The sequence below is a fragment of the Sodalis sp. C49 genome, from assembly GCF_046352915.1.
In the GTDB taxonomy this organism is placed as follows: domain Bacteria; phylum Pseudomonadota; class Gammaproteobacteria; order Enterobacterales; family Enterobacteriaceae; genus Acerihabitans.
In genome coordinates, this window is record NZ_CP163303.1 from 206,794 (window position 1) to 232,719 (window position 25,926).

General features: G+C 58.7%; 18 protein-coding genes. 13 read left to right on the forward strand and 5 right to left on the reverse strand.

Features of this window, described 5'->3' with window-relative positions; genetic code table 11:
* Positions 1-5: 5 nt before the first annotated feature.
* A complete protein-coding gene (locus tag ABUK12_RS00865) occupies positions 6-815 on the reverse strand; it encodes a DeoR/GlpR family DNA-binding transcription regulator (RefSeq protein WP_410014512.1) in 810 nt (269 codons plus the stop codon).
* A gap of 374 nt (positions 816-1,189) precedes the next feature.
* Between ABUK12_RS00865 and ABUK12_RS00870 the strand changes: the two genes are divergently transcribed.
* From ABUK12_RS00870 to pbpC, 10 genes are all read left to right on the forward strand, one after another.
* A complete protein-coding gene (locus tag ABUK12_RS00870; RefSeq protein ID WP_410014513.1) occupies positions 1,190-1,990 on the forward strand; it encodes a GolD/DthD family dehydrogenase in 801 nt (266 codons plus the stop codon).
* 90 nt (positions 1,991-2,080) lie between these two features.
* Positions 2,081-3,013 (forward strand): D-ribose ABC transporter substrate-binding protein, encoded by a 933-nt coding sequence (locus tag ABUK12_RS00875; protein WP_410016783.1) that lies wholly within the window; start codon positions 2,081-2,083, stop codon positions 3,011-3,013.
* A 68-nt stretch (positions 3,014-3,081) separates the two neighbouring features.
* Entirely contained in the window at positions 3,082-3,696 is a 615-nt protein-coding gene (locus tag ABUK12_RS00880) for a DUF2291 family protein (RefSeq protein WP_410014514.1), read from the forward strand.
* 10 nt (positions 3,697-3,706) lie between these two features.
* Complete coding sequence (locus tag ABUK12_RS00885; protein ID WP_410014515.1) at positions 3,707-5,299, forward strand: sugar ABC transporter ATP-binding protein; 1,593 nt, start codon at positions 3,707-3,709, stop codon at positions 5,297-5,299.
* 9 nt (positions 5,300-5,308) lie between these two features.
* Complete coding sequence (locus ABUK12_RS00890; protein ID WP_410014516.1) at positions 5,309-6,385, forward strand: ABC transporter permease; 1,077 nt, start codon at positions 5,309-5,311, stop codon at positions 6,383-6,385.
* A 76-nt stretch (positions 6,386-6,461) separates the two neighbouring features.
* Positions 6,462-7,259 carry an SDR family oxidoreductase gene (locus tag ABUK12_RS00895; RefSeq protein ID WP_410016784.1) on the forward strand — a complete coding sequence of 266 codons (798 nt, stop codon included), beginning with the start codon at positions 6,462-6,464 and terminating at the stop codon, positions 7,257-7,259.
* Between the two features lie 125 nt (positions 7,260-7,384).
* Positions 7,385-8,830: a PTS N-acetylmuramic acid transporter subunit IIBC gene (murP, locus tag ABUK12_RS00900; protein ID WP_410014517.1), complete on the forward strand. Its 1,446-nt coding sequence runs from the start codon at positions 7,385-7,387 to the stop codon at positions 8,828-8,830.
* A gap of 235 nt (positions 8,831-9,065) precedes the next feature.
* Entirely contained in the window at positions 9,066-9,917 is an 852-nt protein-coding gene (locus ABUK12_RS00905; RefSeq protein WP_410014518.1) for a PA4780 family RIO1-like protein kinase, read from the forward strand.
* Between the two features lie 105 nt (positions 9,918-10,022).
* A complete protein-coding gene (locus tag ABUK12_RS00910; protein ID WP_410014519.1) occupies positions 10,023-16,049 on the forward strand; it encodes an alpha-2-macroglobulin family protein in 6,027 nt (2,008 codons plus the stop codon).
* A 59-nt stretch (positions 16,050-16,108) separates the two neighbouring features.
* Complete coding sequence (gene pbpC / locus ABUK12_RS00915) at positions 16,109-18,475, forward strand: penicillin-binding protein 1C (protein ID WP_410014520.1); 2,367 nt, start codon at positions 16,109-16,111, stop codon at positions 18,473-18,475.
* A 102-nt stretch (positions 18,476-18,577) separates the two neighbouring features.
* On the opposite strand, the gene ABUK12_RS00920 is transcribed toward pbpC, so the two are convergent.
* Positions 18,578-18,886, reverse strand: a complete 309-nt coding sequence (locus ABUK12_RS00920; RefSeq protein WP_410014521.1) for a hypothetical protein — start codon at positions 18,884-18,886, stop codon at positions 18,578-18,580.
* A gap of 645 nt (positions 18,887-19,531) precedes the next feature.
* Between ABUK12_RS00920 and ABUK12_RS00925 the strand changes: the two genes are divergently transcribed.
* Positions 19,532-20,743, forward strand: a complete 1,212-nt coding sequence (locus ABUK12_RS00925) for a multidrug effflux MFS transporter (RefSeq protein ID WP_410014522.1) — start codon at positions 19,532-19,534, stop codon at positions 20,741-20,743.
* Positions 20,744-20,825: 82 nt separating this feature from the next.
* Here ABUK12_RS00925 and ABUK12_RS00930 read toward each other — a convergent pair whose 3' ends face one another.
* Positions 20,826-21,221 carry a cupin domain-containing protein gene (locus ABUK12_RS00930; protein ID WP_410016785.1) on the reverse strand — a complete coding sequence of 132 codons (396 nt, stop codon included), beginning with the start codon at positions 21,219-21,221 and terminating at the stop codon, positions 20,826-20,828.
* 356 nt (positions 21,222-21,577) lie between these two features.
* Here ABUK12_RS00930 and ABUK12_RS00935 point away from each other — a divergent pair, with 356 nt between their 5' ends.
* The gene (locus tag ABUK12_RS00935) at positions 21,578-23,173 is read left to right on the forward strand and encodes an MFS transporter (protein WP_410014523.1); all 1,596 of its coding nucleotides are present in this window, start codon (positions 21,578-21,580) and stop codon (positions 23,171-23,173) included.
* A 24-nt stretch (positions 23,174-23,197) separates the two neighbouring features.
* On the opposite strand, the gene ABUK12_RS00940 is transcribed toward ABUK12_RS00935, so the two are convergent.
* Positions 23,198-23,620: a DUF2000 family protein gene (locus tag ABUK12_RS00940; RefSeq protein ID WP_410014524.1), complete on the reverse strand. Its 423-nt coding sequence runs from the start codon at positions 23,618-23,620 to the stop codon at positions 23,198-23,200.
* A 227-nt stretch (positions 23,621-23,847) separates the two neighbouring features.
* Complete coding sequence (locus ABUK12_RS00945) at positions 23,848-24,390, reverse strand: Lrp/AsnC family transcriptional regulator (protein ID WP_410016786.1); 543 nt, start codon at positions 24,388-24,390, stop codon at positions 23,848-23,850.
* Between the two features lie 384 nt (positions 24,391-24,774).
* Here ABUK12_RS00945 and ABUK12_RS00950 point away from each other — a divergent pair, with 384 nt between their 5' ends.
* On the forward strand, positions 24,775-25,917 hold the full coding sequence (locus ABUK12_RS00950) for an efflux RND transporter periplasmic adaptor subunit (protein ID WP_410014525.1): 1,143 nt from the start codon (positions 24,775-24,777) through the stop codon (positions 25,915-25,917).
* Positions 25,918-25,926: the final 9 nt, after the last annotated feature.

The window sequence follows — 25,926 nt, forward strand, 5'->3', positions numbered from 1 at the left end:
GCGCATCAGGATCTCGCGCCGGCGGTTTGCGCCACCAGTACCTGGATGCCCAAGGCTTCGAAAGCGGCTTTTGCGTCGGAGGTAATGCCGCTGTCGGTAATCAGATAATGAATCTTGCGCCATTCACAGGGCAGGGCGAACATCGAGACCTTATCGATCTTGGTGGAGTCCGCCACCACAAATACCGTATTGGCCGAATTGATCATCGCCGTTTTCACCTTGATGTCCGTTTCGCTGGGATAGCTCAGCCCGGCGCGCGGTGAAATACAGGCGGTGGCCAGGAACAGTTTTTCCGCCAGCATATTTTCGAAAAAGCTGGCGGCTTTCTCGCCGGAGGTCGACAGGGTGGGAAATTTAAAGGTACCGCCGGTCAACAGGATATTCACCCCCGGCTCGCCGCCTAATTGCAGGGCGATATTGACGGCGGTGGTGATGACCGACAGCTTTTTGATATGGTTCAGATGATTGGCGATAGCCGTGGTGGTGGTGCCCGCATCCAGGATAATGGTGTCGCCCGGCTCGATAAAACTGGCCGCCAATTGCCCGATGGCGTCTTTTTCGCCAAGCTGGGTCTGGCGCGCCAGCAGCAGCGCGTGGGTATTCTGCTTGCCGTCCAGCAGCGTCGCGCCGCCGTGGTAGCGTTGAATATAGCCTTGCTGCTGCAGCACGCGTAAGTCTGAACGGATCGTCGCTTCGGTCAGGTCAAAGGTATCGGTAAGCATTTTCACCGACACGGTGCCGTCTTCTTTTATCATTTCCAGTATTTTGCTGCGGCGATGCTGCATATCAGCCCACTGCTCATTTTTGCTTTTCAATCATGATACTCCTATCGGTATTCCATCCCCCGAGGCTTACCGGCAAATAGTAACGTCGCGCGCAGGCGAAAGCGAGTTGCGTCGGTTGTCTTTTTTTTGATTTTCATTCGAAAATGAACAGGAAAAAGATAGCTAAAAAATCCTACATTTCAGCAGGTTAATCAGGGTCAATTTTGCCATCAAATTTATAACCCGCTGAAAAACAAGCTTATGTCATCATATTCAGTTTTTGTTTGAAACCTGATCCTGGCCTCATAAATGATCAAAATGACAATATATAGTTTTATTCGAAAATGAATTAAACCACCCCCGCGCGCGAAAATAGCCATCATTTACCGGCTGTGACGACGGCCTTTCACCCATGGAGACCCGTGATGAACGATAATCAGTATGACGTCAATCTGCGCTATGGCGTGGACCCAGCGCAATCGCTGGCCGGCAAGGTGGCGGTGGTCGCCGGCGGCCTGGGCGGCATCGCCATGGCCGCCAATCGCATGATGCTGGCGAAAGGCGCGACGCTGGCGCTGCTTTATCCGGCTTTCGACAGCGCGGGCAAAGCCGCGGCGGCGGCGGAATTGGGCGAGGACCGGGTCAGCTATATCGAATGCGATGTCAGCGACCCGGCGCAGGTCGCGCAGGCGTTTGACCAGGTGGAGCAGCGCCGGGGCCAGATCGATATCCTGGTGAACTGCGCCGGTTACGTACAGCTGGAGCCGGCAATCGACACCGCCTTCGACCAATGGCAAAAACATCTGGCGGTAAACCTCACCGGTCCGTTCCTGTGCGCGCAGGCCGCCGCCCGCAGCATGATAGCCCGCGGCCGCGGCGGGAAGATCATCAATATCGCCTCCCAGGCCGCCTCCATCGCCATCGATAATCATTGCGCCTATACCTCGGCCAAAGCCGGCCTGCTGGGCATGACCAAGGTGATGGCGAAAGAGTGGGCGCCGCACCGCATTAACGTCAATACCCTGTCGCCCACCGTCGTATTGACGCCCATGGGCGAGAAAGCCTGGCGCGGAGAGAAAGGGGAGCAGATGAAAAAATTAATTCCGCTGGGACGCTTTGCCTATACCGACGAAATCGCCGCCGCCATCGTGTTTTTCGCCAGCAACGGCAGCGACATGATTACCGGCGCGGATCTGATGATTGACGGCGGGTTTACCATTTGGTAACCGGCGCGCCGGAGGACGAATTCAGGCAAACCACGTTGTGCACCCGTTGTACCCACGGTAAAAAAAACAATGACCACGAGAGACCTTATCATGAAAAAATATCTTACCCTGTTCGCCCTCATGGCGGGTTGTTATCTGCCGCACGCCTTCGCCGCCGAGAAAGGCACCATCGCCATCTTGGTCAACTCCCTTGATAACCCCTATTACTCCGCCGAGGCCAAAGGCGCCGAAGCCAAAGCGCAGGCGATGGGCTACAAAACCCTGGTGCTGTCCCACGGCGAGGATGTGAAACGCCAGGGGGAGCTGATAAGCCTGGTTATCGGGCGTAAAGTGCAGGGCATCATTCTGGATAACGCCGACTCGCAGGCAAGCGTAGCGGCGGTAAAACAGGCTAAGGACGCCGGCGTGCCGGTGGTGCTTATCAACCGGGAAATCCCGGTGGACGGCGTGGCGCTGGCGCAGATCACCCACAATAACTTCCAGGCCGGCTCCGATGTGGCCAATGAATTCGTCGAAAAAATGGGAGAAAAAGGCAGCTATGCCGAATTGACCTGCAACCTGGCCGACAACAATTGCGTGACGCGTTCAAAATCTTTTCACAATGTCATCGACCAGTATCCGGAGATGAAAATGATTGCCCGCCAGGACGCCAAAGGCAACCTGCTTGAAGGGAAACGTATCATGGACAGTATTTTACAGGCCCACCCCGATATCAAAGGCGTGATATCCGGCAACGGTCCGGTGGCGCTGGGGGCGATAGCGGCGCTCAAAGCCGCGGGCCGTAAAGATGTCACCGTGGTCGGCATTGACGGCAGCAACGATGAACGCGACGCCATCAAGGCCGGTGATCTTTATGCCAGCGTCATGCTCCAGGCACAGGCCATCGCCTCCCAGGGCGTAGAAATCCTTGACCAGTATCTGCAAAAAGGCAGCTATAGCGGTAAGGAACGCATCATGTTCCGCGGCATCCTGATTAAACAGAACAACGCCGATAAAGTGAACGGTTTTAATTATCAGCAATAACGACGGCGATCGTCACCGATGTGTATCGCGCCCCGTGGCTGCGCGGGGCGCGTAAGGAGATAAAACGGATGTCAACGCGCATGCTATGGGCGGTGCTGGTTGCCGTGGCGTTATCCGGCTGCCGCATCGTGTCGGAGCGGCAGCTGGCGGAGCTGAAAAACCCGCCGAACGCCAATGTAGCCAAGGCGGCACAGTTATTCGACCAGAAAATCGCGCCCCAGGTGATCGCCTCCGCCAGGCCGTTAGGCAGCCTGCTGACGCAAATCGGCCATGCCAAGGATTTTGACGCCGCCTGCCAGCAGTTCGGCTACCGCAGCCAGGAGGAAAATCCCTGTGTGTTTGCCGTCTCGGTGACCGGCGCCATCAGCGAGGTGAATACCGCCTCCCGCAACGGTCAGATAGTGATAAAGAGCGACGACGCGGCCGGGGAAGTCAACGTGCAGATTGGCCCGACCTTTCGCGGCACCGATTTGCGCGACAGCTATCGCGGGCTGAGTTATGCCGACTTTAACGATCAGAATCTGTTTGGTGATTTCAGCAAGGCCATTAACCAACAGGCCATCAACACCGTGGCGAAACAGACCTTTGCCGTCGGCGGCAAAGTAACGGTGTACGGGGTGTTCAGCGTCTTTGATACGCCGCAACCGCCGCTGCTCATCACGCCGGTTAAGATTACGCAATAAGGAGAGCGCCATGGCAAACCCCCGCACCGCCGCCGCCGAACCCCGGTCCCATTATGTCAACGATCGGGTTACGCCGCGCGCCTCCCTGCGCCAGGGCGCGCCGGTCATTATCGAAACCCGCGGCGTATCGCGGCTCTATCCGGGCGTGGTGGCGCTCGATAATGTTGATTATCGGGTCTACCGCAACCAGGTTAACGTGCTGATCGGTGAAAACGGCGCCGGTAAATCCACCATGATGAAAATGCTGGCCGGCGTCGAAACCCCCACCAGCGGTCAAATCCTGCTCGACGGCCAGCCGGTGGCGCTCGGCTCCACCCATCAGGCGGAAAAACTGGGCATCAGCATTATTTTCCAGGAACTGAATCTGTTTCCCAACATGACGGTAATGGACAATATTTTTATCGGCAACGAGTTTTTCCAGCGCGGCCGCATCAATGTGGCTTACCAGTATCAGTTGGCGAAGGCGCTGCTCGAACGCCTGGAGCTGGATGTCGATCCGCTCACGCCGCTGGAGGAGCTGGCGATCGGCCACCAGCAGTTGGTGGAGATCGCCCGCGCGCTGTCAAAAGACACACGGGTGCTTATCATGGACGAACCGACGTCGGCGCTGAGCCAGTCCGAGGTCAAGGTGCTGTTCAACGTTATCGAACAGCTTAAGCGCCGCGGCGTCACCCTTATTTATATCTCCCATCGGCTGGAGGAACTGATGGCCATCGGCGATAGCATCACGGTCTTGCGCGACGGCAAATTCGTCGCCGAGCGCGCAATCGCCCAGGCGAGCATCCCCTGGATCATCGCCAGCATGGTGGGGGAAAAAGCCAAGCATTTTGATTACAGCCCGGCGGTGAAAGGGGAGGAGGTCCTGGCGGCCCGCGGCCTGACGCTGCTGCATCAAAACGGCGGCTACGCCCTTAACGGCGTCGGTTTGACCCTGCACCGGGGGGAAGTGGTGGGCGTGTATGGGCTGCTGGGCGCCGGGCGCACTGAGCTGTTCAAGACGCTGCTCGGCGTGTTTAAACCCGATGCCGGCGAGATAACCCTCGGCGGCCGGCGCATCGAACACCTTTCGTTCCGCCGGCGCCTGGCGCTGGGCATGGCGCTGGTGCCCGAGGACCGGCAGGCGGAAGGATTGGTGCAGTTGCTGTCGATCAAAGCCAATATGACCCTCTCCAGTTTGCGCAGCAAACGCTTTTGGCAAACGCTGCTGCCGATACGCAATGACAAGGAGTCCGGTGCGGTGCGGCGGATGATCGATACGCTGGCCATCAAAGTCAGCGATGTCGATCTGTCGGTCACCTCCCTGAGCGGGGGCAACCAGCAAAAGGTGGTGCTGGGCAAAGCCTTGCTGACCCAGCCGCAGGTGGTATTCCTCGACGAACCCACCCGCGGCATCGACGTGGGGGCGAAAACCGATGTGTATCATTTGATCGGCGCCATGGCGCAGCAGGGACTGGCCGTGATGTTCTCCTCGTCCGAACTGGACGAAGTGATGCAACTGGCGGACCGGGTCATTGTCATGGCCGACGGTAAAATCACCGCCGACCTGCCGCGCGCCGGGGTAAACCGGGAAACGCTTATCCGCGCTTCGACGCCTCATGATTAAGGACAGGTTATGCAAAGCCGAAAATATCTCGTTTATATGTATTTGCTCAAGGCGCGTACCTTTATCGCCCTGCTAATCGTCATCGGCTTTTTCAGCGCCATGGTGCCGAACTTTATCACCACCTCGAACCTGCTGATTATGACGCAGCATGTCGCCATCACCGGCCTGCTGGCGGTGGGCATGACGCTTGTGATCCTCACCGGCGGCATCGATCTGTCGGTCGGCGCGGTGGCCGGGATGTGCGGCATGATCGGCGGCGCGCTGCTCACCCTCGGCATCCCGCTATGGGGCGACAACCTGTTGTTTTTAAACGTGGTGGAGACAATTATCGTGGTGGCGCTTGCCGGTACGGTCATCGGTGCGATCAACGGCGTGGTGATCACCCGGCTGGGGGTGGCGCCCTTTATCTGCACCCTGGGCATGATGTATGTGGCGCGCGGCGCGGCGCTGCTCACCACCGACGGCAAAACCTTTCCCAACCTGTCGGGCCTGGCGGCCCTGGGCAATACCGGCTTCGCCACGCTGGGTTCCGGCACCCTGCTGGGTGTGTATAACCCGATCTGGCTGATGATCGCCATCGTATTGCTGGGCATGTACCTGACTAAAAAAACGCCGCTGGGACGCTATATCTACGCCATAGGCGGCAACGAGCCGGCGGCGCGCCTGGCCGGCGTGCCCATCGTGAAAGTGAAGATTTTCGTCTATGCCTTCTCCGGCCTGTGCGCCGCCCTGGTGGGACTGGTGGTGGCCTCGCAATTGCAAACCGCCCATCCGATGACCGGCAACATGTTCGAGATGGACGCCATCGGCGCCACGGTGCTCGGCGGCACGGCGCTATCCGGCGGACGCGGGCGGGTGTTCGGTTCCATTATCGGCGCTTTTGTCATCGTGTTTCTTGCCGACGGCCTGGTGATGATGGGCGTCAGCGAATTCTGGCAAATGGTGATCAAGGGCCTGGTGATCGTCACCGCCGTGGTAATCGATCAGTTCCAGCAGCGGCTGCAAAGCAAGGTCACGCTGATGCGCCGCCACGAAAAAAAGCAGCAGGCGGCGCAGCAGGCGATGTCTGAGGCCAGCCATGGCTAAGCGCCGCGCCGGCTGAACGCGCGGATCCATTTCGGCGCGCGGCGGATGTCGTCGCCAACAACGTGGAGATAACATGATGAAACGAGATTTCAGTGGTAAAACCGTGGTGATTACCGGCGCCTGTCGCGGCATCGGCGCCGGCATCGCCGAACGTTTCGCCCGCGACGGCGCCAATCTGGTGATGGTCTCGGACGCCGAACGGATATTCGCCACCGCCGATCGGCTGCGGCAACATTACGGCGCGGACATTTTACCGTTGCGGGTCGACGTGACCGACGAGGCGCAGGTGCGGGATCTGTACCGGCAGGCGCTGGAGAAATTCGGCGCGGTGGAGGTGTCCATCCAGAACGCGGGCGTCATCACCATCGATTATTTTGATTCGATGCCGAAAAGCGATTTTGAGCGCATATTGGCGGTAAATACCACCGGCGTATGGTTATGCTGCCGCGAGGCGGCGAAAATCATGGTGAAACAGCGGTACGGCAGCCTGATCAATACCTCCTCCGGCCAGGGACGGCAGGGGTTTATCTATACGCCGCACTATGCCGCCAGCAAAATGGGGGTCATCGGCATCACCCAAAGCCTGGCCCATGAACTGGCGCCGCATAATATTACGGTCAATGCGTTTTGCCCCGGCATTATTGAAAGCGAGATGTGGGAGTATAACGACCGGGTCTGGGGCGAAATCCTCAGTACCGACCAAAAGCGCTACGGTAAAGGCGAACTGATGGCGGAGTGGGTACGCGGCATTCCATTGAAACGGGCCGGGCAGCCGGCGGACGTCGCCGGATTGGTGGCGTTTTTAGCCTCCGACGACGCCCGCTACCTGACCGGGCAAACCATTAATATCGACGGCGGCCTGATCATGTCCTGACCGCGGCGGCGGCATGAACAAAAATGTTCATGAGGTGAATTGATTGCATCACCAGACGGCGGCATGATGCTAAAGCCCGGCACCGGTGTTAACCGGGCGGTCTTTCAGCACAGGTGTCCATGCGCATGGCGAAAATCAACACAGCAATGATTGAACAGATACTGGCCCTGGTCGGCGGCCGGAATAATATCGCGGTTTGCGGCCACTGCATGACGCGGCTGCGGCTCACGTTGAAAGACAGCGCGCGCGTCGATGGCGCGGCGCTGAAAAAAATCGCCGGCGTGCTGGGGGTGATCGAGGGGGATGATCAGTTACAGATCGTGCTCGGCCCCGGCAAGGCGCAAACCGCGGCGGATATCATGAATGCTGCGCTAAGCCGCGTGGAGCCGCAGGCAGACGAGGGCGCAGGCGATCTCATCACTATCGCCGCGCAGAATAAAAGGCAGCTTAAATCACGCCAGAGCGGCGCCCTGCATCACTTTTTCACCCGCTTCGCCACCATCTTCACGCCGCTTATACCCGGCTTTATCGCCGCCGGATTACTGCTGGGGATCGCCACCCTGCTGGAGCAAAGCCTGGTTATCGGGGTTGCGTCGCCCAATGCCTGGCTTATCGGCATCATCGGTTATATGAAAGTGTTCAGTAAAGGCCTGTTCGCTTTTTTGAGCATCCTGATAGGCCATAACGCCCAAAAGGCGTTTGGCGGCACGGGAGTGAACGGCGCCATTATCGCCTCGCTGTTTGTCCTGGGTTACGTCCCGGATGCCAGGGTCGGGTATTATTCCGGTATCGACAGCTTCTTTGGCCTGCCCATCGATCCCAGGGGCAGCATTATCGGCGTGCTGATCGCCACCATCATGGGCGCCTGGGTCGAGCGCAGGGTGCGCAGGGTGATGCCCGATAATCTGGATATGATTCTGACCCCCGTCATCACCCTGCTGATCATGGGGGCGGTGACCTTTGTGGTGATCATGCCGGGCGGCGGGGCGCTGTATAAGGGCATGTCATGGCTGTTTCTGCACCTGAATGGCAACCCGTTCGGCAGCGCCGTCCTGGCGGGCCTGTTCCTGCTTGCGGTGATGTTCGGCATTCACCAGGGTTTTGTCCCGGTTTATTTCGCCCTGATGGATGCCCAGGGGTTTAATTCGCTGTTTCCAATCCTGGCCATGGCCGGCGGGGGACAGGTGGGGGCGGCAATGGCGCTGTACGCCAGGGCGAAAACGGGTTCGCTGCTGCGCGCCCAGATCAAGGGCGCCATTATCCCGGGCATCCTCGGCGTTGGCGAGCCCCTGATCTACGGCGTCACGCTGCCCAGGGTAAAACCTTTTGTCACCGCCTGTCTTGGCGGCGCCGTCGGCGGGTTCTTCCTGGGCGCCGTCGCCTATCTGGGATTACCGGTCGGCCTCAATACCGTTTTTGGTCCTTCCGGTATCCTGACCATCCCGCTGATGACGTCCGCGCAGGGCATCTATGCCGGGATGATGGTCTATAGCGCCGGGCTGCTGGTGTCCTATGCCGCCGGCTTTATCATCACCTGGCTCTGCGGCAGCAAAAACGTTGATTTAAGTTAATTCCCCCGCCGCGGCGTCCCGCCGATGTTGCGCTTTGTGACGAAACATTTGTCGGCAGGTGGGGGGAATGCGCGCATAACGCCCAGCATCGATAAATAATGTGGCATAATGGCGTCAATCTGGGCATAAAGAGATAATGGATAATGCTACTAATCAGTGCGGCAAAAGGTATCGGGCTGCGCAAGAATATTGCGCCGGTCATTCCCTCAAGCGCTGAAATAGGGTACAAGGCTGCATGAAAATTCCAAATAGAATCCAACCGCTGGTGGATGACGGTCTGATAGACTCTGTGGTCCGTCGCCTGCGCAGCGGCAAAGAGGCCGACGTTTACACCGTGTTATGCGGTGAAGAGATTCGTTGCGCCAAAGTTTACAAAGAAGCCACGCAACGCAGCTTTAAACAGGCCGTGCAATATCAGGAAGGGCGCAAAGTCCGTAACAGCCGCAACGCGCGCGCGATGCAAAAAGGCTCGAAGTTCGGACGCAAACAGCAGGAAGACTCCTGGCAGACGGCGGAAGTCAATGCGCTGTTCCGCCTGGCGCAAGCCGGCGTGCGCGTACCTCAGCCCTATATTTGCCTGGACGGCGTACTGCTGATGGAGCTTATCACCGACGCCGAGGGCGTGGTCGCGCCGCGTTTGAGCGACGTGATCCTGACGGAAGAAGAGGCGGTGGCCGATTTCGCCGTCATGATCCGCAATATCGTGCGGATGCTGTGCGCGGGTATCGTCCACGGGGATTTATCCGAATTTAACGTGCTGATGGATGCCGACGGGCCGGTGATTATCGATCTGCCCCAGGCCGTCGATGCCGCGGCGAACAATCTTGCCGCCGCGATGTTCGGGCGCGATGTAAATAATATGACCGAATACTACGGACGGTTCGCGCCGCGGTTGCTGGAAACCCGCTATGCGAAGGAAATCTGGGCATTATATGAAGACGGTAAATTGACCCCGGAAACCCTCCTGACCGGGCAGTTCGCCGAAGATACCCATAAAGCCGACGTCGATTCGTTGCTTGATGAAATCATCGCCGCCGAATATGAATATTATGACCGGCAGCGGGCACAAAAAGAGCGCGATTTGTAGAAACAACGTGAACGGCCGCCAAAATACTCTGCGTAAATCACTTTTTACCCCTGTCTTTAGTTAAAGTATCAGTAACACTGATAGGGATGGGGAGTATCGCTACAAATGGATGTACTCAGATTCTTGCTGCGCCTGCCTTTTATACTGATAAAGGGCCTGTTGCGCGCGCTGACTTTTCTCCTGGGTCTGCTCGGCCGCATCATGAAACCGTTAGTCGGCAATATCCACTGGCGCGCCCCTGCCTGGTGGACGGCGCTGTCCCGTGGGCTCAAGCGCGGCGTCGGGCATATGGAAGGCGGGGCGGATAGACACCCGCTCGCCGTCAGCCTGTCGATTCTGGTCTTGCTGTGCGCCGCGGGCGCGGCCGTTTACGGCTGGCACTGGTGGCTGAACCGGCCGCAGCTCATCGAATCGGCGCCGATGGTGCCTGAGCAAACCAGCGTCAGCGTCAGCGGCCCGGAAGCGGTGAATTACGCGGCGCAAAAAGCCGCGCCGCAGCAGGCTATCTTCAATTTCAGCAACGCCGCCGCGCCGCTGAGCGATGTCGGCAAGGTCGTGGCAAAAGGCATTGCGCTCAAACCGGCCGTCGCCGGCGAGTGGCGATGGGTGAACGACCATAGGTTAGTCTTCACGCCGAAAAATCCGCTGCCGATGGGCGCCGGATATGAAGTGAATTTCACCCCGGACGTCCTGCTCGCGCCGCAAACCACGCTGGCGACCAGGCGGTACGCCTTCAGAGCGCCGGCGTTCGGCTATCAGCTTGGCGAAGCCGAGTATTTTCAGGACCCGCAGGATGCGCAAAAACGCAGCGCGATTTTTAACGTTACATTCAACGCGCCGGTGGATGCCGCCAGTTTCGAAACACGGATTGCCCTGGATCTGCTTGAAGGTAACGCCAAGTCCGGGTCGAAACTGCGTTATTCCGTGGTCTATGACCAGAAAAAGCTCAACGCCTGGGTGCACTCCGAACCGCTGCAACCCCTGGATCACGGCGGTTCGGTGCGTATCGCCATCGGCGCGGGCGTGAAAGCCGCGGTGCCGTCCAATGCCACCGCGCAGCCCGGCAGCGCTACGGTTTCCGTGCCGACGCTCTACAGCCTGGCGGTTAAAGAGGCCAGCGCGCAGATCGTTGATGCCGATGGCGCCAGCAGCCAGCGCGCGTTGATTCTAGCCTTCAGCGATGCGGTAAAGGATAAAGACCTGCGCCGCGCGGTGAAAGTCTGGCTGCTGCCGCAGCACAATCCAAACGATCGGGATGCCGCCGCCGGCCCGGATGACTACGCCAACTGGGAGATCGGGAACGTTGAAAATAACGTGCTCGCGCAGTCCTCGCCTGTGGATGTCCAGCTTAATGACGCCGAAAACGAGTTCCAGCCGCAGTTCAGCTTTCGTTTCGATGCCCCGGCGCACCGCGCCATACTGGTGGAAATCGACAACGTTCTGGTTTCTGCCGGCGGCTATAAAATGCCGGAAAAAGTCTACCGTGTCGTACCGGTGCCGGAGTATCCCAAATCCCTGCAATTTGTGTCGCAAGGCTCGCTGCTGTCGGTGAACGGCGACAGGCAAATCAGCTTAGCTGCGCGTAACGTGCCGGGATTGCGTCTCGATATCAAACGGGTGATTCCAAGCCAGCTGCAGCACATTGTGTCGTTCAAGAGCCGGCAGTATTCATCGGCGGATTTCAACCGCCTGAATGATGAGTATTTTACCGAGCGCTTTACCTATCAGGCGGCGGTGAACAGCGGCCATCCGGGGGAGGTAAATTATCAGGGCGTTGATCTCTCCCGTTATCTTTCCACCGATCCGCGCTCGCATCGCGGCGTCTTCCTGCTGACGCTTACGGAGTGGGATCCCAACAAAAAGCAGGCGACGCCGGCCGCTGACGACGGCAACCCGTACCAGGACGATGACCAGCACGAAGAGGAGGCCGCGGCGGGGGATTCGCGCTTTGTGGTCGTCACCGATCTGGGCATTATCGCCAAGCGCGCGCAGGATAAAACCCGCGACGTATTTGTGCAGTCGATTCATAGCGGTACGCCGGTCGCCAACGCCAAGGTGTCGGTTATCGCCAAAAACGGCGTCACGCTGCTGAGCCGGACCACCGGCGCCGACGGCCACGTGCGTTTTCCCGCGCTGGATGTCTACACCAGCGAGCGCGCGCCGGTCATGTTTCTGGTGGAAAAAGAGGGCGATGTGTCCTTCCTGCCGGCCGATAGCAACAATGACCGCGGTCTCGACTTCTCGCGCTTTGACGTCGACGGGGAAGAAACCCCGACCGATCCGCGTACGCTGAACAGCTATTTGTTCTCCGATCGCGGCGTTTATCGCCCGGGGGAGACCTTTCATATCGGCCTGATTACCCGTGCCGCCGACTGGGGCATCGGCTTGGCCGGCGTGCCGGTGCGCGCTGAAATCCACGATCCGCGCGACAAGCTGATGAGCACCATTCCGCTGACGCTGGGCGCCGGCGGTTTCAACGAGCTGAGTTATACCACCGACGATAATTCCCCGACCGGCGAATGGAATGTCTATCTGTATCTGATCGGCAAAGACGACGCGTCGTCGACGCTGCTGGGGCATACCGCGGTGAACGTGAAAGCGTTCGAGCCGGATCAGTTGCAAGTGAAACTACAGCTGACGCCGGATCGCCGGCAGGGCTGGGTCAAACCCTCGGAACTGCGGGCCAATGTCGATGTGCAGAACCTGTTCGGGACCCCGGCGCAGGATCGGCGCGTCACGTCGAAACTGACGCTGCGCCCGATGTATCCGAGCTTTGATCAATACCCGGACTACGCGTTCTACGAAGATCGCCAGAACAGCGATGGGTTTGAGACCGCGCTGGAGGACCGCCAGACCGACGCAAACGGCGCGGCGGCTATTCCGCTGGATCTAACGTCATACGCCGACGCGACCTATCAACTGCAACTGCTAGCGGAAGCCTTTGTGGCCGGCGGCGGCCGTTCCGTCGCGGCCACGGCGCGCGTTCTGGTGTCGCCGTACGATTACCTGGTCGGGGTGAAGGCGGACGGCGATTTGGGCTACATCAATCGTGACGCCGTCCGTCACCTGAATGTCATCGCCGTCGACCCTTCGCTCCGGCGGATCGCGCCGCCGGCGTTGAAAGCCGCGCTGATCGAGCAGAAATACATTTCTGTGCTGACCCGGCAGGATTCCGGCGTCTATAAATATCAATCGAAAATGAAGGAAGTGCGGCTGTCTGAACAGCCGCTGGCGCTGACCGAGCAGGGCGCCGATCTCAAACTTGCCACCGGCCGGCCGGGCGACTTTGTGCTGGTGATTGAAGACGCGCGGGGCAAGGCGCTGAACCGCATCGCCTATAGCGTCGCCGGCAACGCTAACCTTAGCCGCGCCCTGGATCGCAACGCGGAACTGACGCTGAAGCTGAACCAGGCGGAATACGCGGCGGGGGAGGACATCGAGGTGTCGATTAACGCGCCGTACACCGGCAGCGGGCTGATAACCATTGAAAAAGACAAAGTCTACAGCTGGCAGTGGTTCCATACCGATACCACCAGTTCGGTGCAGAAAATCCGCGTTCCGGCGGGCATGGAGGGTAACGGCTACATCAACGTGCAGTTTGTGCGTGATGTGAATTCCAATGAAATCTTTATGAGCCCGCTGAGCTACGGCGTCATGCCGTTTAAAATCAGCACCAAGGCGCGTCAGAACAGCCTCGGTGTCGCGGTGCCGGCAGTGATTAAACCGGGCGAAAACCTGGCGATGACGGTGTCTACCGACGGCCCGCAGCAGGTTGCGCTGTTCGCCGTCGACGAGGGCATTTTGCAGGTGGCGCGTTATCGCCTGAAGGATCCGCTCGAGTATTTCTTCAGCAAACGTGAGCTGGGCGTTAAGAGCGCGCAAATCCTCGACCTGATCCTGCCGGAGTTCAGCAAGCTGATGCAACTGGCGGCCGCGCCGGGCGGTGACGGCGGCGAAGGACTGGATCTTAACGTCAATCCGTTCAAACGTCAGCGCGACAAGCCGGTGGCGTATTGGTCCGGCATTACCGACGTGAACGGCGAGAAGCGATTTGATTATCAGGTGCCGGATTACTTCAACGGCAAAATCCGCGTAATGGCGATTTCCGTAACGCCGGACAAAATCGGTAAAGCGCAAACCTCGGCCGTCGTGCGCGACAACGTCATCATGACGCCGAATGTCCCGGCGATGGTGGCCCCGGGCGATGAATTTGATGTCAGCGTCGGCGTCAGCAATAACCTCGAAGGACTGAACGGCAAAACTGCGGCGATTGCGGTGCATCTCACGGTTCCGCCGCAGCTGAGCGTGGTCGGCGGCGCGGATCGCGACCTCCAGCTTGCCGAAAAACACGAAGGCGCCATCAGCTTCCGCCTGCGCGCCAATGCCGTTCCGGGCGATGCGCCGCTGGTGTTTGACGCCCAGGTGCGGGATGACGCCGGTACCGGCAAAGCCAGCCGCCGCACGCTCAGTATCTCGGTGCGTCCGGCCATGCCATTCCGTACCCAGTCCATCATGGGACGCATGAGCGGCCGCAGCCAGGATATCGCCGGTTTGCGCCGGATGTTCGATGCTTACGCGGTGCGTAAAGCGGCGGTCTCCAATTCGCCGCTGGTGCTGGCCAGCGGGTTGTCGCAATATCTGGCGGATTATCCGTATTATTGTTCCGAGCAGATCGTCAGCCGCTCGATTCCGCTGATTCTCGCGGGCGCGCACCCGGAAATCAACGGCAATCAAAGCCAGGCGGAAAACGGTAAGCAGTTGAAAAACATGCTGGCGGTGCTGCGTTCGCGCCAAAACGGCAGCGGCGCGATCGGCATGTGGCGCTCGTCGCCGGAAACCGATCCGTTCGTAACCCCGTATGTGGTGCAAGCCCTGCTGGAAGCGAGAGACGCGGGATATGCCTTGCCGGACGGTATGCTGGACGAGGCGAACGCGGCGCTGCGCGCGCTGGCCGCCAACCAGCATGACGACTTGTATACTCTGCGCCTGCGCGCGTGGGCGTCCTATCTGCTGACCCGGCAGGGGGAAATCACCACCAGTTCGCTGGCGTCGGTACAGGACGCTTTACAGCAGCGGTACCCCGACAGCTGGAAAACCGACCTCGGCGCGCTGTATCTGGCGTCGGCTTATCGCCTGCTGAAAATGGACGATGAAGCCAATGCGCTGTTGCAGCCGACCTGGACGCAACTGGGCAACGCATATGGAAAAGCCTGGTGGACCCAGGCTTATTTCGACCCGTTGGTACAGGACGCGACGCGACTGTATCTCATCACCCGTCACTTCCCGGAAAAAGTGTCCTCGATTCCGCCGCAGGTGCTGGAAAATATGATCAGGGCGCTGAAGGAGGAGCGCTACACCACCTATTCATCGGCGATGAGTATTCTGGCGCTGGAGAGTTACTCCGCGCAGGCGGCGGCACAGGCCACGGCACCGGGCGCGCTGAAAATCACGCAAATCAGCGCGGATAAACAGGTCGGGCCCAAGCTGATTTCCAGCATGCAGGGGTGGCTGGCCAAAGGCGATTTTACCGCCGATGCGCAAGCGATTCGCGTTGAAAATGGTCATGACGCGCCGGCCTGGTATGTGGTGACGCAGGCCGGCTACGATCTGGCCGCGCCGGAAAAAGCCATAGCGCGCGGCCTGGAAATCACCCGCAGTTACACCGATGACCAGGGCAAGCCGGTAACCCGGGTAACGCTGGGACAGACGGTAAGCGTGCATCTGAACATACGCGCCAACGCCAAAGAAGGGCAAAGCAATCTGGCGATTGTCGATTTGCTGCCGGGCGGGTTTGAAGTGGTGCAGCAAACGCCGCCGGAACCGGCGTCCGGCCAGGGCGATGGGGACACCGACGAGAACAGCGAGGCCAACGCGCCGCCGTCCTGGCAATCGCCGCTGGCGGCCTCCGGGTCCACCTGGGCGCCGGATTACAGCGATATCCGCGAAGATCGTGTCGTTATCTACGGCAGCGCCGGCCCCGTTGCGCAGGAGTTTGTCTATCAGATCAAAGCCACCAACACCGGCAGCTTTGTCATCCCGCCGGCTTATGGCGAGGCCATGTATGATCGTGACGTCCAGGCGCTGTCCGTCGGCGGCCAAAAACTGCTGGTCGGCGCGGCGGCTAAACAATAATATGCGCGGTCAGCGCCCCGCCAGGGAGAGCCGGGGCGTAAACCGCCCTGGGTAGTGAGATGAACCTCTTTCCCGTGTTATCCGCCGCCCTGCAACGCCGGCTGCAAAACATTGCCATGGCGGTTTTTTTACTGGCGCTGCTGGTATTGGCATGCCGGCTGTGGCCTCATCCGCCGCTTTCCCGGGGGCAACCTTTATCGTCGGTCTACTATGACCGGCAGGGTACGCTGATGCGTATCGCCCTCGCCAGCGACGACCGCTACCGTTTATGGACCCCGCTGGAGCGGGTTTCCCCGCTGGCGGTCAAAGGCCTGCTGCTGCATGAGGACCGCTGGTTTTACCTCCACCCCGGCTTCAACCCGTTCAGCCTGGCGCGGGGGTTCTGGCGCAGTTATGTCGCGGGCGGTAAAATGCAGGGCGGCTCGACCATCACCATGCAGCTGGCGCGCATGCGCTGGCATCTCAATACCCGCGCGCCGTCGGGCAAAATCATGCAGGTCCTGCGCGCGGCGCAGCTGGAACTGAGTTACTCCAAACACGATATTCTCGAAGCCTACCTGAACAGCGCCCCCTATGGCCGCAATATAGAGAGCATCGGGGCGGCCAGCCTGATTTATTTCGACAAGGCGCCGCAAGATCTGACCTTGCCGGAAGCGCTGACGCTGGCGGTGCTGCCGCAGTCGCCGCGTTATCGCATCGATGCCGGCGCCGGCGTGCTGGGCGCCTTGCTCTCGCAGGCGCGCAACCGGCTGTTCCAGCGCTGGCAGCGGCACTACGGCGTCGACGCCAGCCAGGGCGCGCTGTTCAGGCTGCCGCTGGCGCTGCGCCAGCCCGAGCGGCTGCCGTTTATCGCGCCGCATTTTATCGAGCAGCTGCGCCAGCAAAACCAGCGCTATATCGGCACCGATACCCGTATCGACACCACCCTGGACGCCGGCTTGCAGCGGCTCGTCGAGCGGCAGGTAACCGCGTTTATCACCCGCAACGAGCGCCGGGGCATCCATAATGCCGCCGTGCTGCTGGTGGATACCCGCGATATGGGAATACGCGCGCTGGCCGGGTCGGCGGATTATTACAACCGCGGCATTCAGGGACAGGTGAATGGCACCAACGCTAAACGCTCGCCGGGGTCGGCGCTCAAACCCTTTATTTATGCGCTGGGCTTGGAGCAGGGCGTGCTGCATCCGATGACTATCCTCAAGGATGTGCCCTCGGCGTTTGGCGCCTATGCCCCTGAGAATTTCGACCGCCGCTTTCTCGGCCCGGTCACCGCGACGGATGCCCTGAACTTCAGCCGCAATATTCCCGCCGTGTTCGTCGCTTCGCAGCTCCGGCAGCCGTCGTTTTATCAGTTCCTGCGGCTCTCCGGCATTGCCGATATGTCCAGCGAGAACCACTATGGCCTCGCGCTGGTATTGGGCGGGGGCGAGGTGACGATGCAGGAACTGGCAAAACTGTATGCGCTACTGGCGAATCGCGGCGAGCTGCAAGCGTTGCGGATGCAAAAAACCGATCCGCGTTCCGCCCCGGTCAGGTTACTCAGCGCGCAAGCCAGCTTCATCACCCTCGACATGCTGCGCCAACACCGCCGTCCCGGCGATACGCTGGCTCAACAACCCGCATCGTTACCGGTGTACTGGAAAACCGGCACCTCTTGGGGCTTTCGCGATGCGTGGAGCGTCGGGATTTTCGGCCCTTACGTCCTGGTGGTATGGGAAGGGAATTTCGACGGCGCCGGCAATAATGTCTTTGTCGGCGCGCAAGCGGCCGCGCCGCTGTTCTTCAACATAATCGACGGCATTAACGCCAGTTATCCCTCATTACAGGAACCGAAGCAGCCTTTTCCAAAGCAGCTGAAACGGGTCGATATCTGCCTCGCCAGCGGGGATTTACCGACGCCGTGGTGCCGGCAAACAGGCAAAACCTGGTTTATTCCCGGCAAGTCGCCAATCAAGGTCGATACGGTGTATCGTCCGGTGCGGCTGGATAAACTGACCGGCGACGTGGCCTGCCCGCCTTACGATGAAGATAAGACCCGCACCGAGGTGTTTGAGTTCTGGCCGTCGGATCTGGCGAACGTCTTTGCCCAGGCCGGCCTGCCCAAGCGCAAACCGCCGGCGAATCACTGCCAGGATGGCGGCGTGGACGTCAGCGGTAATCCGCCGCGGATTACGTCGCCGTTAAAGAACACGACCTATACCCTGAGGCAATCACAGCCGGGGCGCGACCGGATTTCGTTTAATGCGGTGACGGATGCCGACAGCAACCGGGTGTACTGGTTTGCCGATGATATCTATCTCGGCAGCTCCGCCAGCAAAACGGCCCTTGATTGGCGGCCCATCAACAGCGGGCGCTACCGCATCCGGGCGATCGACGATCGCGGGCGCGCCGACAGCCGGTTGGTGAATATTGAGATTGTCGATTAAGGCGGCAAAACGCGCGGCGGGTGAGCATACGGCCTGGCTGTTGAGATGGGCGCGCCGGGCCGCGCGATGCCGCAAGGCCCGGAATACCGGCCTGGGCCGGCGTCAATGGAACGCGCACAGATAGCCCCTTTTGCCAAAATACTTGCCATAATAATCTTTTGGATTGGGATGATAACCGATGGCTTTGCCATTTCCCTGCGCGGCACATTCTTTATCGCCCTCATTCTGGTATCTTTCCGGAACAGGGCCGAACAGTTTAGCATTATTCCAAAACTGCTTTTGCCCCGGGGGGCTTACCAGCTTTGGCGGCGTCACGGAAGGCTTGGTGCCGGGCGAATTAGCAATATAGGCGCACCCGGAAGCGAGCAGCATAAAACCGGCCAACATTATGGAAAGGGTGGTTTTTGTCATAACAGATACCTGAATAAGCTGTGTATTAAATGTCGCGTAATAGCGATATGTCCAGATGCAACGTGCGATGTCAATTTTATTGCATTGCGTTAATGTGTAAATAAAAAATAATAATCCATTCTTACAATAAATTCAGCGCTGAATAAACACGCATAATTGAGTGTTGATATATATTTTCCCGATTAATTCATTATTAATACACTTACAAATTACCGTTCATAATGGGCAGGTGCAATTGCCACTTTTATCATATCCGGTTATTTTTTTGCTTTGAGAAAACTCTCAGTAAAGAGTAATAAAAACCCCATAAAATTCAAGCGGTAAAAAGAATTAATATATTAACCGATTTAAAATTATCCCGGCGTGATATCCGTTGCGAATATCGGCAATTGCGTTTGTTATCATTTATGTCCCCAGGGTCACGCGCTATAACAACACCGCGGTAAACCTGAAACGGCGCGTTTACCGGCCAAGGGCGGCCAGGGGTGCGACGGCCGCTAGCGCTCGAATGGCGGCCCTCGGCGCCAAAACGGCCATTTATGAATCTGACTCATAGCCACATTATATTTTCATCAGGTTACCCGGGAAGGGTTCAAGGCTAAGATGAGGTTTCTGCCACCTCCCGTATACGCTAAAAAGAACATTATGAAGAAAACAGAAAGACGAGTGCTTATCGCCACAAGTCACAATACCGGGCTGTTATTTATCGTCATCCTGAGTGCTTTAATGGCATTCACCTCGTTGTCGACAGATATTTATTTACCCGCGATGCCGGCCATGTCAGCCGATCTCCGGGGGAGCGCGGAATTGACCATCACCGGTTTTTTAATTGGCTTTACCATAGCACAGCTTATTTGGGGGCCAATAAGCGATCGCCTGGGGCGCCGGGTGCCGTTATTTATCGGGATGGTGCTGTTTACCCTCGGGTCCATAGGCTGCGCCATGTCGCGTGATATTACTCAAATCGTCTTCTGGCGGGTATTCCAGGCGATGGGTGCCTGTATTGGACCGATGCTGGCGCGCGCGATGATCCGGGATTTATTTACCCGCACCCGCGCAGCGCAAATGTTGTCGACGCTGATGATGATTATGGCCATCGCGCCCATAGCAGGTCCGCTGCTCGGCGGACAGATGATCAGGGTGGCGTCCTGGCACGCCATTTTCTGGTTACTGGCCATTATAGGAACGCTGATGTTTATCTCCTTATGGTGGCTGCCGGAAACGCTGCCGCAGGCGCGGCGGATCAACGCCTCACTCGCTGGCGCTTTCGCTAATTATGTTTCTTTGCTGAAGAACAGGACATTCATGCGCTATACGCTGTGCGTGACCTTCTATTATGTTGCCGCGTATGCCTTTATTACCGGTTCGCCGTTTGTCTATATCAGTTATTACCAGGTTGATCCCCAGCATTATGGCTGGCTGTTCGCCATAAACGTGATTGGCCTGATGGCCATCAGCGCCGTCAACCGTAAGCTGGTGCAGCGCCACAAACTGGACACGCTGCTGAAAATAGCCACCTCGATTGCCGCCGCCGCCGCGGTGATATTGGCGCTGGCGACAAAAATGCAGGTGGGCGGTATCGTGCTCATTGTCATCAGCGTGTTTATCTTTTTTTCCATGAACGGGGTTATTGCCGCCACGTCTACCGCCGCGGCAATGGATGACGTGCCGGGAATGGCGGGATCCGCCTCGGCATTAATGGGTTCATTACAGTACGGGAGCGGGATTATTTCATCCCTGTTGCTGGCGTGGCTGAGCGACGGCACGCCCTGGACGATGGCCTGGATCATTGCACTGTTCACCTCGGCCAGCGCCCTGATGGTGATACGGAAAAGCCCGGGAAGCGCACTATCGTGATAGCGCGCAGCAGAATCGCAAGGCAGGCGTGGGGCGCGTATTGCCATGGCGCGCCGGGAGGCGAGCCATAGTATGGCGGGGCTTACTGCTGATACTGCTCGTCGGTGACTTTTTCCAGCCAGTCGACGGCTTTGCCGTCCAGGGACTCGGCAATGGCGAGATGCGACATGGCGGAGGTGGCCGACGCACCGTGCCAGTGCTTAACGCCGGGCCGTATCCAGATGATATCGCCCTTATTCATGACCTGGGCCGGCTTCCCCCATTCCTGCACCCACCCCTGACCTGCGGTGACAATCAGCGTCTGGCCCAGCGGATGCGTATGCCAGGCCGTGCGGGCCCCGGGCTGGAACGTGACGGTCGCGCCCCCCACGCGCGCGGGCGGCGTGGCCTGGAATGGCGCGTCGATACTTACCGTGCCGGTAAAATAGCTCTCCGGACCGCTGGCGGCGGGCGTGGAGCCGTGTCTGGTAATATCAATCATGGATGTTTCCTCAGCAAAAGTGGCCGACGGAAGTAGCGCCAACGGTAAGGCGGATATCATCAGTCGATTTATGACTATTTTCTCCAGCATAGATGCCCGACGATAATGACCAGCCTGCTGGTCATTATGATGTGAATAAGGCTGGGAAAAGCGAGAATCCTTTTTCGAGGATGCCACCGCCAGCATAAGGCAAAGATGATTAATGACAATGGGACCATTATTCATAGGACTTATTCATCATGCTCATAAGTGATATCAGTCCTACATTCCCTTTCCTCGCCAACCCCCCGTCCTTGCATCATAGGTGTCGCCGCTGTGGCGACACCCATTCGCCAATATATCGCGTAAGCTCCATGGCATTATTTTATGCGGCAGCGCCGCCGGAAAGGCACGCTGAAATCATCAATGAGGTTTATTTGAACACTAACCAGACTTCAGGCGGCGCGTTGCGCAAGGCCTGCGTACTCCTGTCTGCCTGCCTTATCGCGGTGGCGAACCCGCTCGCCTTCACCGGGCCGGCCGTGGCCATTCCGACGCTCGGCCGGGCGCTGGAAGGCAGTTCGCTGGAACTCGCCTGGATCTCCAATGCCTTCATGCTCGCCTTTGGCAGCTGCCTGATGGCTGCCGGAGCGCTCGCCGACACCTTTGGACGAAAGAAGATCTTCCTTTGCGGGTCCTGCGCCCTGTGCATCGTTTCGGCCGCGCTTGCCTTCTCGCCAAACCTGTTCACCGCCGATTTGCTGCGCGCCGCCCAGGGCGTCGCGTCGGCGTTAGCGTTCTCCGGCGTGATGGCGGCGCTGGCGCAAGAATTCACCGGCCCCGGCGCCATCAGGGCTTTCAGCGTGGTCGGCACGAGTTTCGGCATCGGCCTGGCCTTCGGGCCGATAAGTTCAGGGCTTATGATTGCTATCTTCGGCTGGCGCTCAATCTTTTTCCTGGCGGCGGTCCTTGCCGGCGCGGCGTTCCTTCTTGGCACCGGCGTGGTGCGGGAATCCCGCGATCCCGACGCCGCAGGCCTCGACTGGAAAGGCGCCGTCAGCTTCACCGCCGCGCTGGCTTTCCTTACCAACGGCATTTTGGTCGCGCCGGCGGCCGGCTGGCTGGCTATGCCGGTCATTGTGTCTTTGGCCGGCGCATTGCTCCTCGGCGCCGTTTTTGTCCTGGTAGAAACCTCCGCGCGGCGGCCGATGCTCGACCTGTCGCTGTTCCGTATTCCGCGTTTCGTCGCTGTACAACTGCTGGCCGCGGCGCCGGCTTACGCTTTTGTGGTCCTGCTGGTGCTGCTTCCCATCCGGCTCGTCGGCATCAATGGCATGAGTGAACTGAAGGTCGGATGGATCATGATGGCGCTTTGCGGTCCGCTCCTGGTCCTGCCGCTCATCGCGGGCCTGCTCACGCGATGGTTATCCTCCGCTGCGCTGTGCGGAACAGGGCTGATGCTGTCGGCCGGCGGTCTCTTATGGCTGGGCCGCTGGGCGGGCGGCGAGGCCGGCCCGGCGCTGATTGCTCCGCTCCTGCTGATCGGCATCGGCATCAGTCTTCCCTGGGGGCTGATGGACGGGCTCGCCCTCAGCGTCGTGCCGCGCGAACGCGCCGGCATGGCGACGGGCATCTTCAACACCACCCGCGTGGCGGGTGAAGGCATCGCGCTCGCGATGGTAAACGCGCTGCTCGTGGCGTTGCTTATCCCCCGGTTTGATTCTTTACTGCCGGAGGCGCCATCATCGGCCAGCGCGGCCGCGCAGCGCCTGGCAGGCGGCGATTTGGCAGGGGCGAATGCCGCCCTCAACGCGTCTTCCCCTGAGGCCCTGACCGCAATTTACCAGAGCGTGTTCAGCCTCCTGCTCGACGTGCTTTCGGCAATCGCGGCAATAACCGCCATCGTCATCTTTATCGCATTGCGGGGCGCGGGACGCACGGCGGAATTGACGCGGTCATCGAACCCGTGACACCGGCGGTATTTTTACCCGTGCTTACGGATGGAGCCGGGCGCCTTTGATTGCCTTATCGACATCCTTGCGCGGGCCACGCACGGCAAGCCCCACTAAATCCGGCCTGTGCGCGTGCTCGGCGCGAAAAACCCTGCGCCCTTCCTCGCCATGGGATTGATCAAACATGGCGCTCACATAGGCGGAACACGTCAGGCCCCTCTCCTGACCAACCCGCAGCGCGCGTAACAGCGTATCCTGCGAAGCCGAAAATACGACTATAGGTTGCCCGAACAGTCGGGTATATTGCCGCTCATCCGCATCGATATATATCTCGCTCATGGCCTCGGGGGAGGCATCGCCAATGCCTGTCGCCAGAAAAGCCGTGACGTTCAGTTTTTTCCAGAGCGGGAGGGGATCCAAAAGTATTATCGCGGTCTTGGTCAGAGGTACCATATCGTCATTCACTATCGCTGGTTGAACATTATTCTGCGGTAATATAATTTTCTCACATAATATTCGGCGCTAGGAAGTGTATAAGGCGAGAGGCGCGAAAATACGAACGCGGTTCGCGGCACATCTGTTTAAGTGTCTTGCCGGACCATGAAATCCTGAATATTCTTCAGCCCTAATAGCCTGTATGCACCTTGGGAACACGCCTGAAAAAAACGCAGGGAAATGCGGCGGCCATTTTTTCAATCCGCGTCGTCGCCATCCATTAACGGGCTCGGGCCGCGTTCCAGGTAGGTAGAGAGGGCGATATGGCTATGCGTGGAAGACACGCCCTCTATTTCATGAATCTTGCCAAGCAATGCCTCCAGGGACTGAGTATCTTGCGTGCGAACCTTGAGCAGGATAGCGCTTTCCCCGGTAACCGTGTGGATTTCTTCGACTTCATTAAAGGCGCGAAATTCTAGGATTCTGCGGGTACTTGTCCAGTTTTTGGTGTCAACGTGCACGAAAGCAAGCAAGGGGCGGCCTAGCTTTTTGCCGTCCAAGAGGGCGACGGTGCCTTTGATGACGCCATCCTGTCTTAGACGCTTGGCCCGCTCGTGGATGGCGGGCGGCGATAAATGCATTAACTGGCCCAGCTCGGCGTAACTTCTCGTTGCGTCCTCCGACAGCAGGGCGAGGAGCTTGCGATCCGCCGCGTCAAGGCGGGAAAAGGCGCTTCTTGCGGTCTGTTTGCTTTTGCTCACGTGCTTCCACCCTCGAAAGTATTGACGCTGGTTCGGCATCATAAAACACCCGGGGAATGAGATAAAGTCATTGCAAGTGACCCCGTCTCATATGAATGCCACATCCCGCGTGTTATCAGTATTGGCCGTTTTGTTACGTTATGCCGGCTGCTTTATTATTGTTGAGCGTTAATACAGCCGGCGGCAGATTTTGCCTCGATGAGTGCGCTTGAATATTCCCCAAGGCAAACAGCGAAAATAAACGTCTCCTTGCCATGATATTAACCCTCCTGGCATACCATAACGGCAAAAAAGGTGTTTTTGCGATTCAATTTGACATTATTGTTAACGCAAGCCTTACGTTATCGCAGCGGGCGTTAGGGTAATATCCACTCTTTCTGAGAATGATTGTTCTCAAAACATAACGATTGAAAGAGTGAACCGATGACGCATCCAAAATTACTGATTATCAGTATGTTTTTGTTGATTGCCGGCTGTGATGACTCGACCTCGCCAACGGCCGGACAACCAGCCGCCATACCGCAAGTCAGTATTGTCACGCTACATACCCAGCCGGTAACACTTACCACCCAATTACCCGGCAGGACCACGGCGGTAAAGGGCGCGGAGGTCCGGCCGCAGGTCGACGGCATTATCCTGAAGCGGCTTTTCACCGAGGGTGCCGAGGTGAAGGCCGGCCAGCCGTTATATCAGATCGACCCCGCCACGTATCAGGCCGCCTATGATAAGGCGCAGGCCACGTTCGCCAACGCCGCTGCGCTGGCCAAACGCTACAAGCCGCTGTCGGAAGCCCACGCCGTCAGCGGCCAGGTTTACGACGATGCGGTCGCCGCCGCCAAAGAAGCGGCCGCTGATGTGGAAACCGCGCGGGTCAATCTGAATTACACCCAGGTCAAGGCGCCGATTTCCGGCCATATCGGCCGGTCGATATACACCGAGGGCGCTTTGGTGACCAGCGGGCAGACGAGCTATCTGACCACCATCCAACAGCTGGATCCGATGTACGTCGATATCAGCGAATCCTCTCAGGATCTCTTGCGTTTGCGCCGGGCGCTGGCGCAGGGCCATCTGAAATCGGCCGGCGATAACGCCGCGGCGGTACAACTGACCCTAGAAGACGGCAGCATCTATCAACAGGAGGGCAAGCTGGAGTTTTCTGAAGTGACGGTGGATGAGGGGACGGGATCGGTAACCCTGCGGGCATCGTTCCCCAACCCGCATAACGAACTGCTGCCGGGGATGTTTGTGCATGCGGTCCTGCGCCAGGGCGTGCAGGAGCAGGGCATTCTTATTCCCCAGGAAGCGGTCGGCCATGACGTCAAAGGTAAACCTTACGTCTATGTGGTGAAAACCGATGGCACCATCGAACAACGCACTGTCGCCACCGGCGAAATGATCGACGGGGAGTGGCTGGTGGTGCAGGGGCTGCAGGCCGGTGAAAGAGTCGTTACCGACGGGCTCCAGAATATCCGCGCCGGTATCAAGGTTAACGCCAGCGAACGTCGGAACGCCGTCGCCTCAACGGGCAGCAACAACTCTTCGATGACCGATCCGTCGGCACAATAGGGGAAACAA

Bases quoted from the DNA above. Each gene is read 5' to 3' on its own strand.
- ABUK12_RS00875 (WP_410016783.1), top strand. From the start codon at position 2,081: ATGAAAAAATATCTTACCCTGTTCGCCCTCATGGCGGGTTGTTATCTG.
- ABUK12_RS00895 (WP_410016784.1), top strand. From the start codon at position 6,462: ATGAAACGAGATTTCAGTGGTAAAACCGTGGTGATTACCGGCGCCTGT.
- ABUK12_RS00920 (WP_410014521.1), bottom strand. From the start codon at position 18,886: ATGACAAAAACCACCCTTTCCATAATGTTGGCCGGTTTTATGCTGCTC.
- ABUK12_RS00935 (WP_410014523.1), top strand. From the start codon at position 21,578: ATGGCATTATTTTATGCGGCAGCGCCGCCGGAAAGGCACGCTGAAATC.
- ABUK12_RS00910 (WP_410014519.1), top strand. From the start codon at position 10,023: ATGGATGTACTCAGATTCTTGCTGCGCCTGCCTTTTATACTGATAAAG.
- ABUK12_RS00950 (WP_410014525.1), top strand. From the start codon at position 24,775: ATGACGCATCCAAAATTACTGATTATCAGTATGTTTTTGTTGATTGCC.
- ABUK12_RS00870 (WP_410014513.1), top strand. From the start codon at position 1,190: ATGAACGATAATCAGTATGACGTCAATCTGCGCTATGGCGTGGACCCA.
- ABUK12_RS00925 (WP_410014522.1), top strand. From the start codon at position 19,532: ATGAAGAAAACAGAAAGACGAGTGCTTATCGCCACAAGTCACAATACC.
- ABUK12_RS00890 (WP_410014516.1), top strand. From the start codon at position 5,309: ATGCAAAGCCGAAAATATCTCGTTTATATGTATTTGCTCAAGGCGCGT.
- pbpC (WP_410014520.1), top strand. From the start codon at position 16,109: ATGAACCTCTTTCCCGTGTTATCCGCCGCCCTGCAACGCCGGCTGCAA.
- ABUK12_RS00945 (WP_410016786.1), bottom strand. From the start codon at position 24,390: ATGCCGAACCAGCGTCAATACTTTCGAGGGTGGAAGCACGTGAGCAAA.
- ABUK12_RS00885 (WP_410014515.1), top strand. From the start codon at position 3,707: ATGGCAAACCCCCGCACCGCCGCCGCCGAACCCCGGTCCCATTATGTC.
- ABUK12_RS00905 (WP_410014518.1), top strand. From the start codon at position 9,066: ATGAAAATTCCAAATAGAATCCAACCGCTGGTGGATGACGGTCTGATA.
- murP (WP_410014517.1), top strand. From the start codon at position 7,385: ATGGCGAAAATCAACACAGCAATGATTGAACAGATACTGGCCCTGGTC.
- ABUK12_RS00880 (WP_410014514.1), top strand. From the start codon at position 3,082: ATGTCAACGCGCATGCTATGGGCGGTGCTGGTTGCCGTGGCGTTATCC.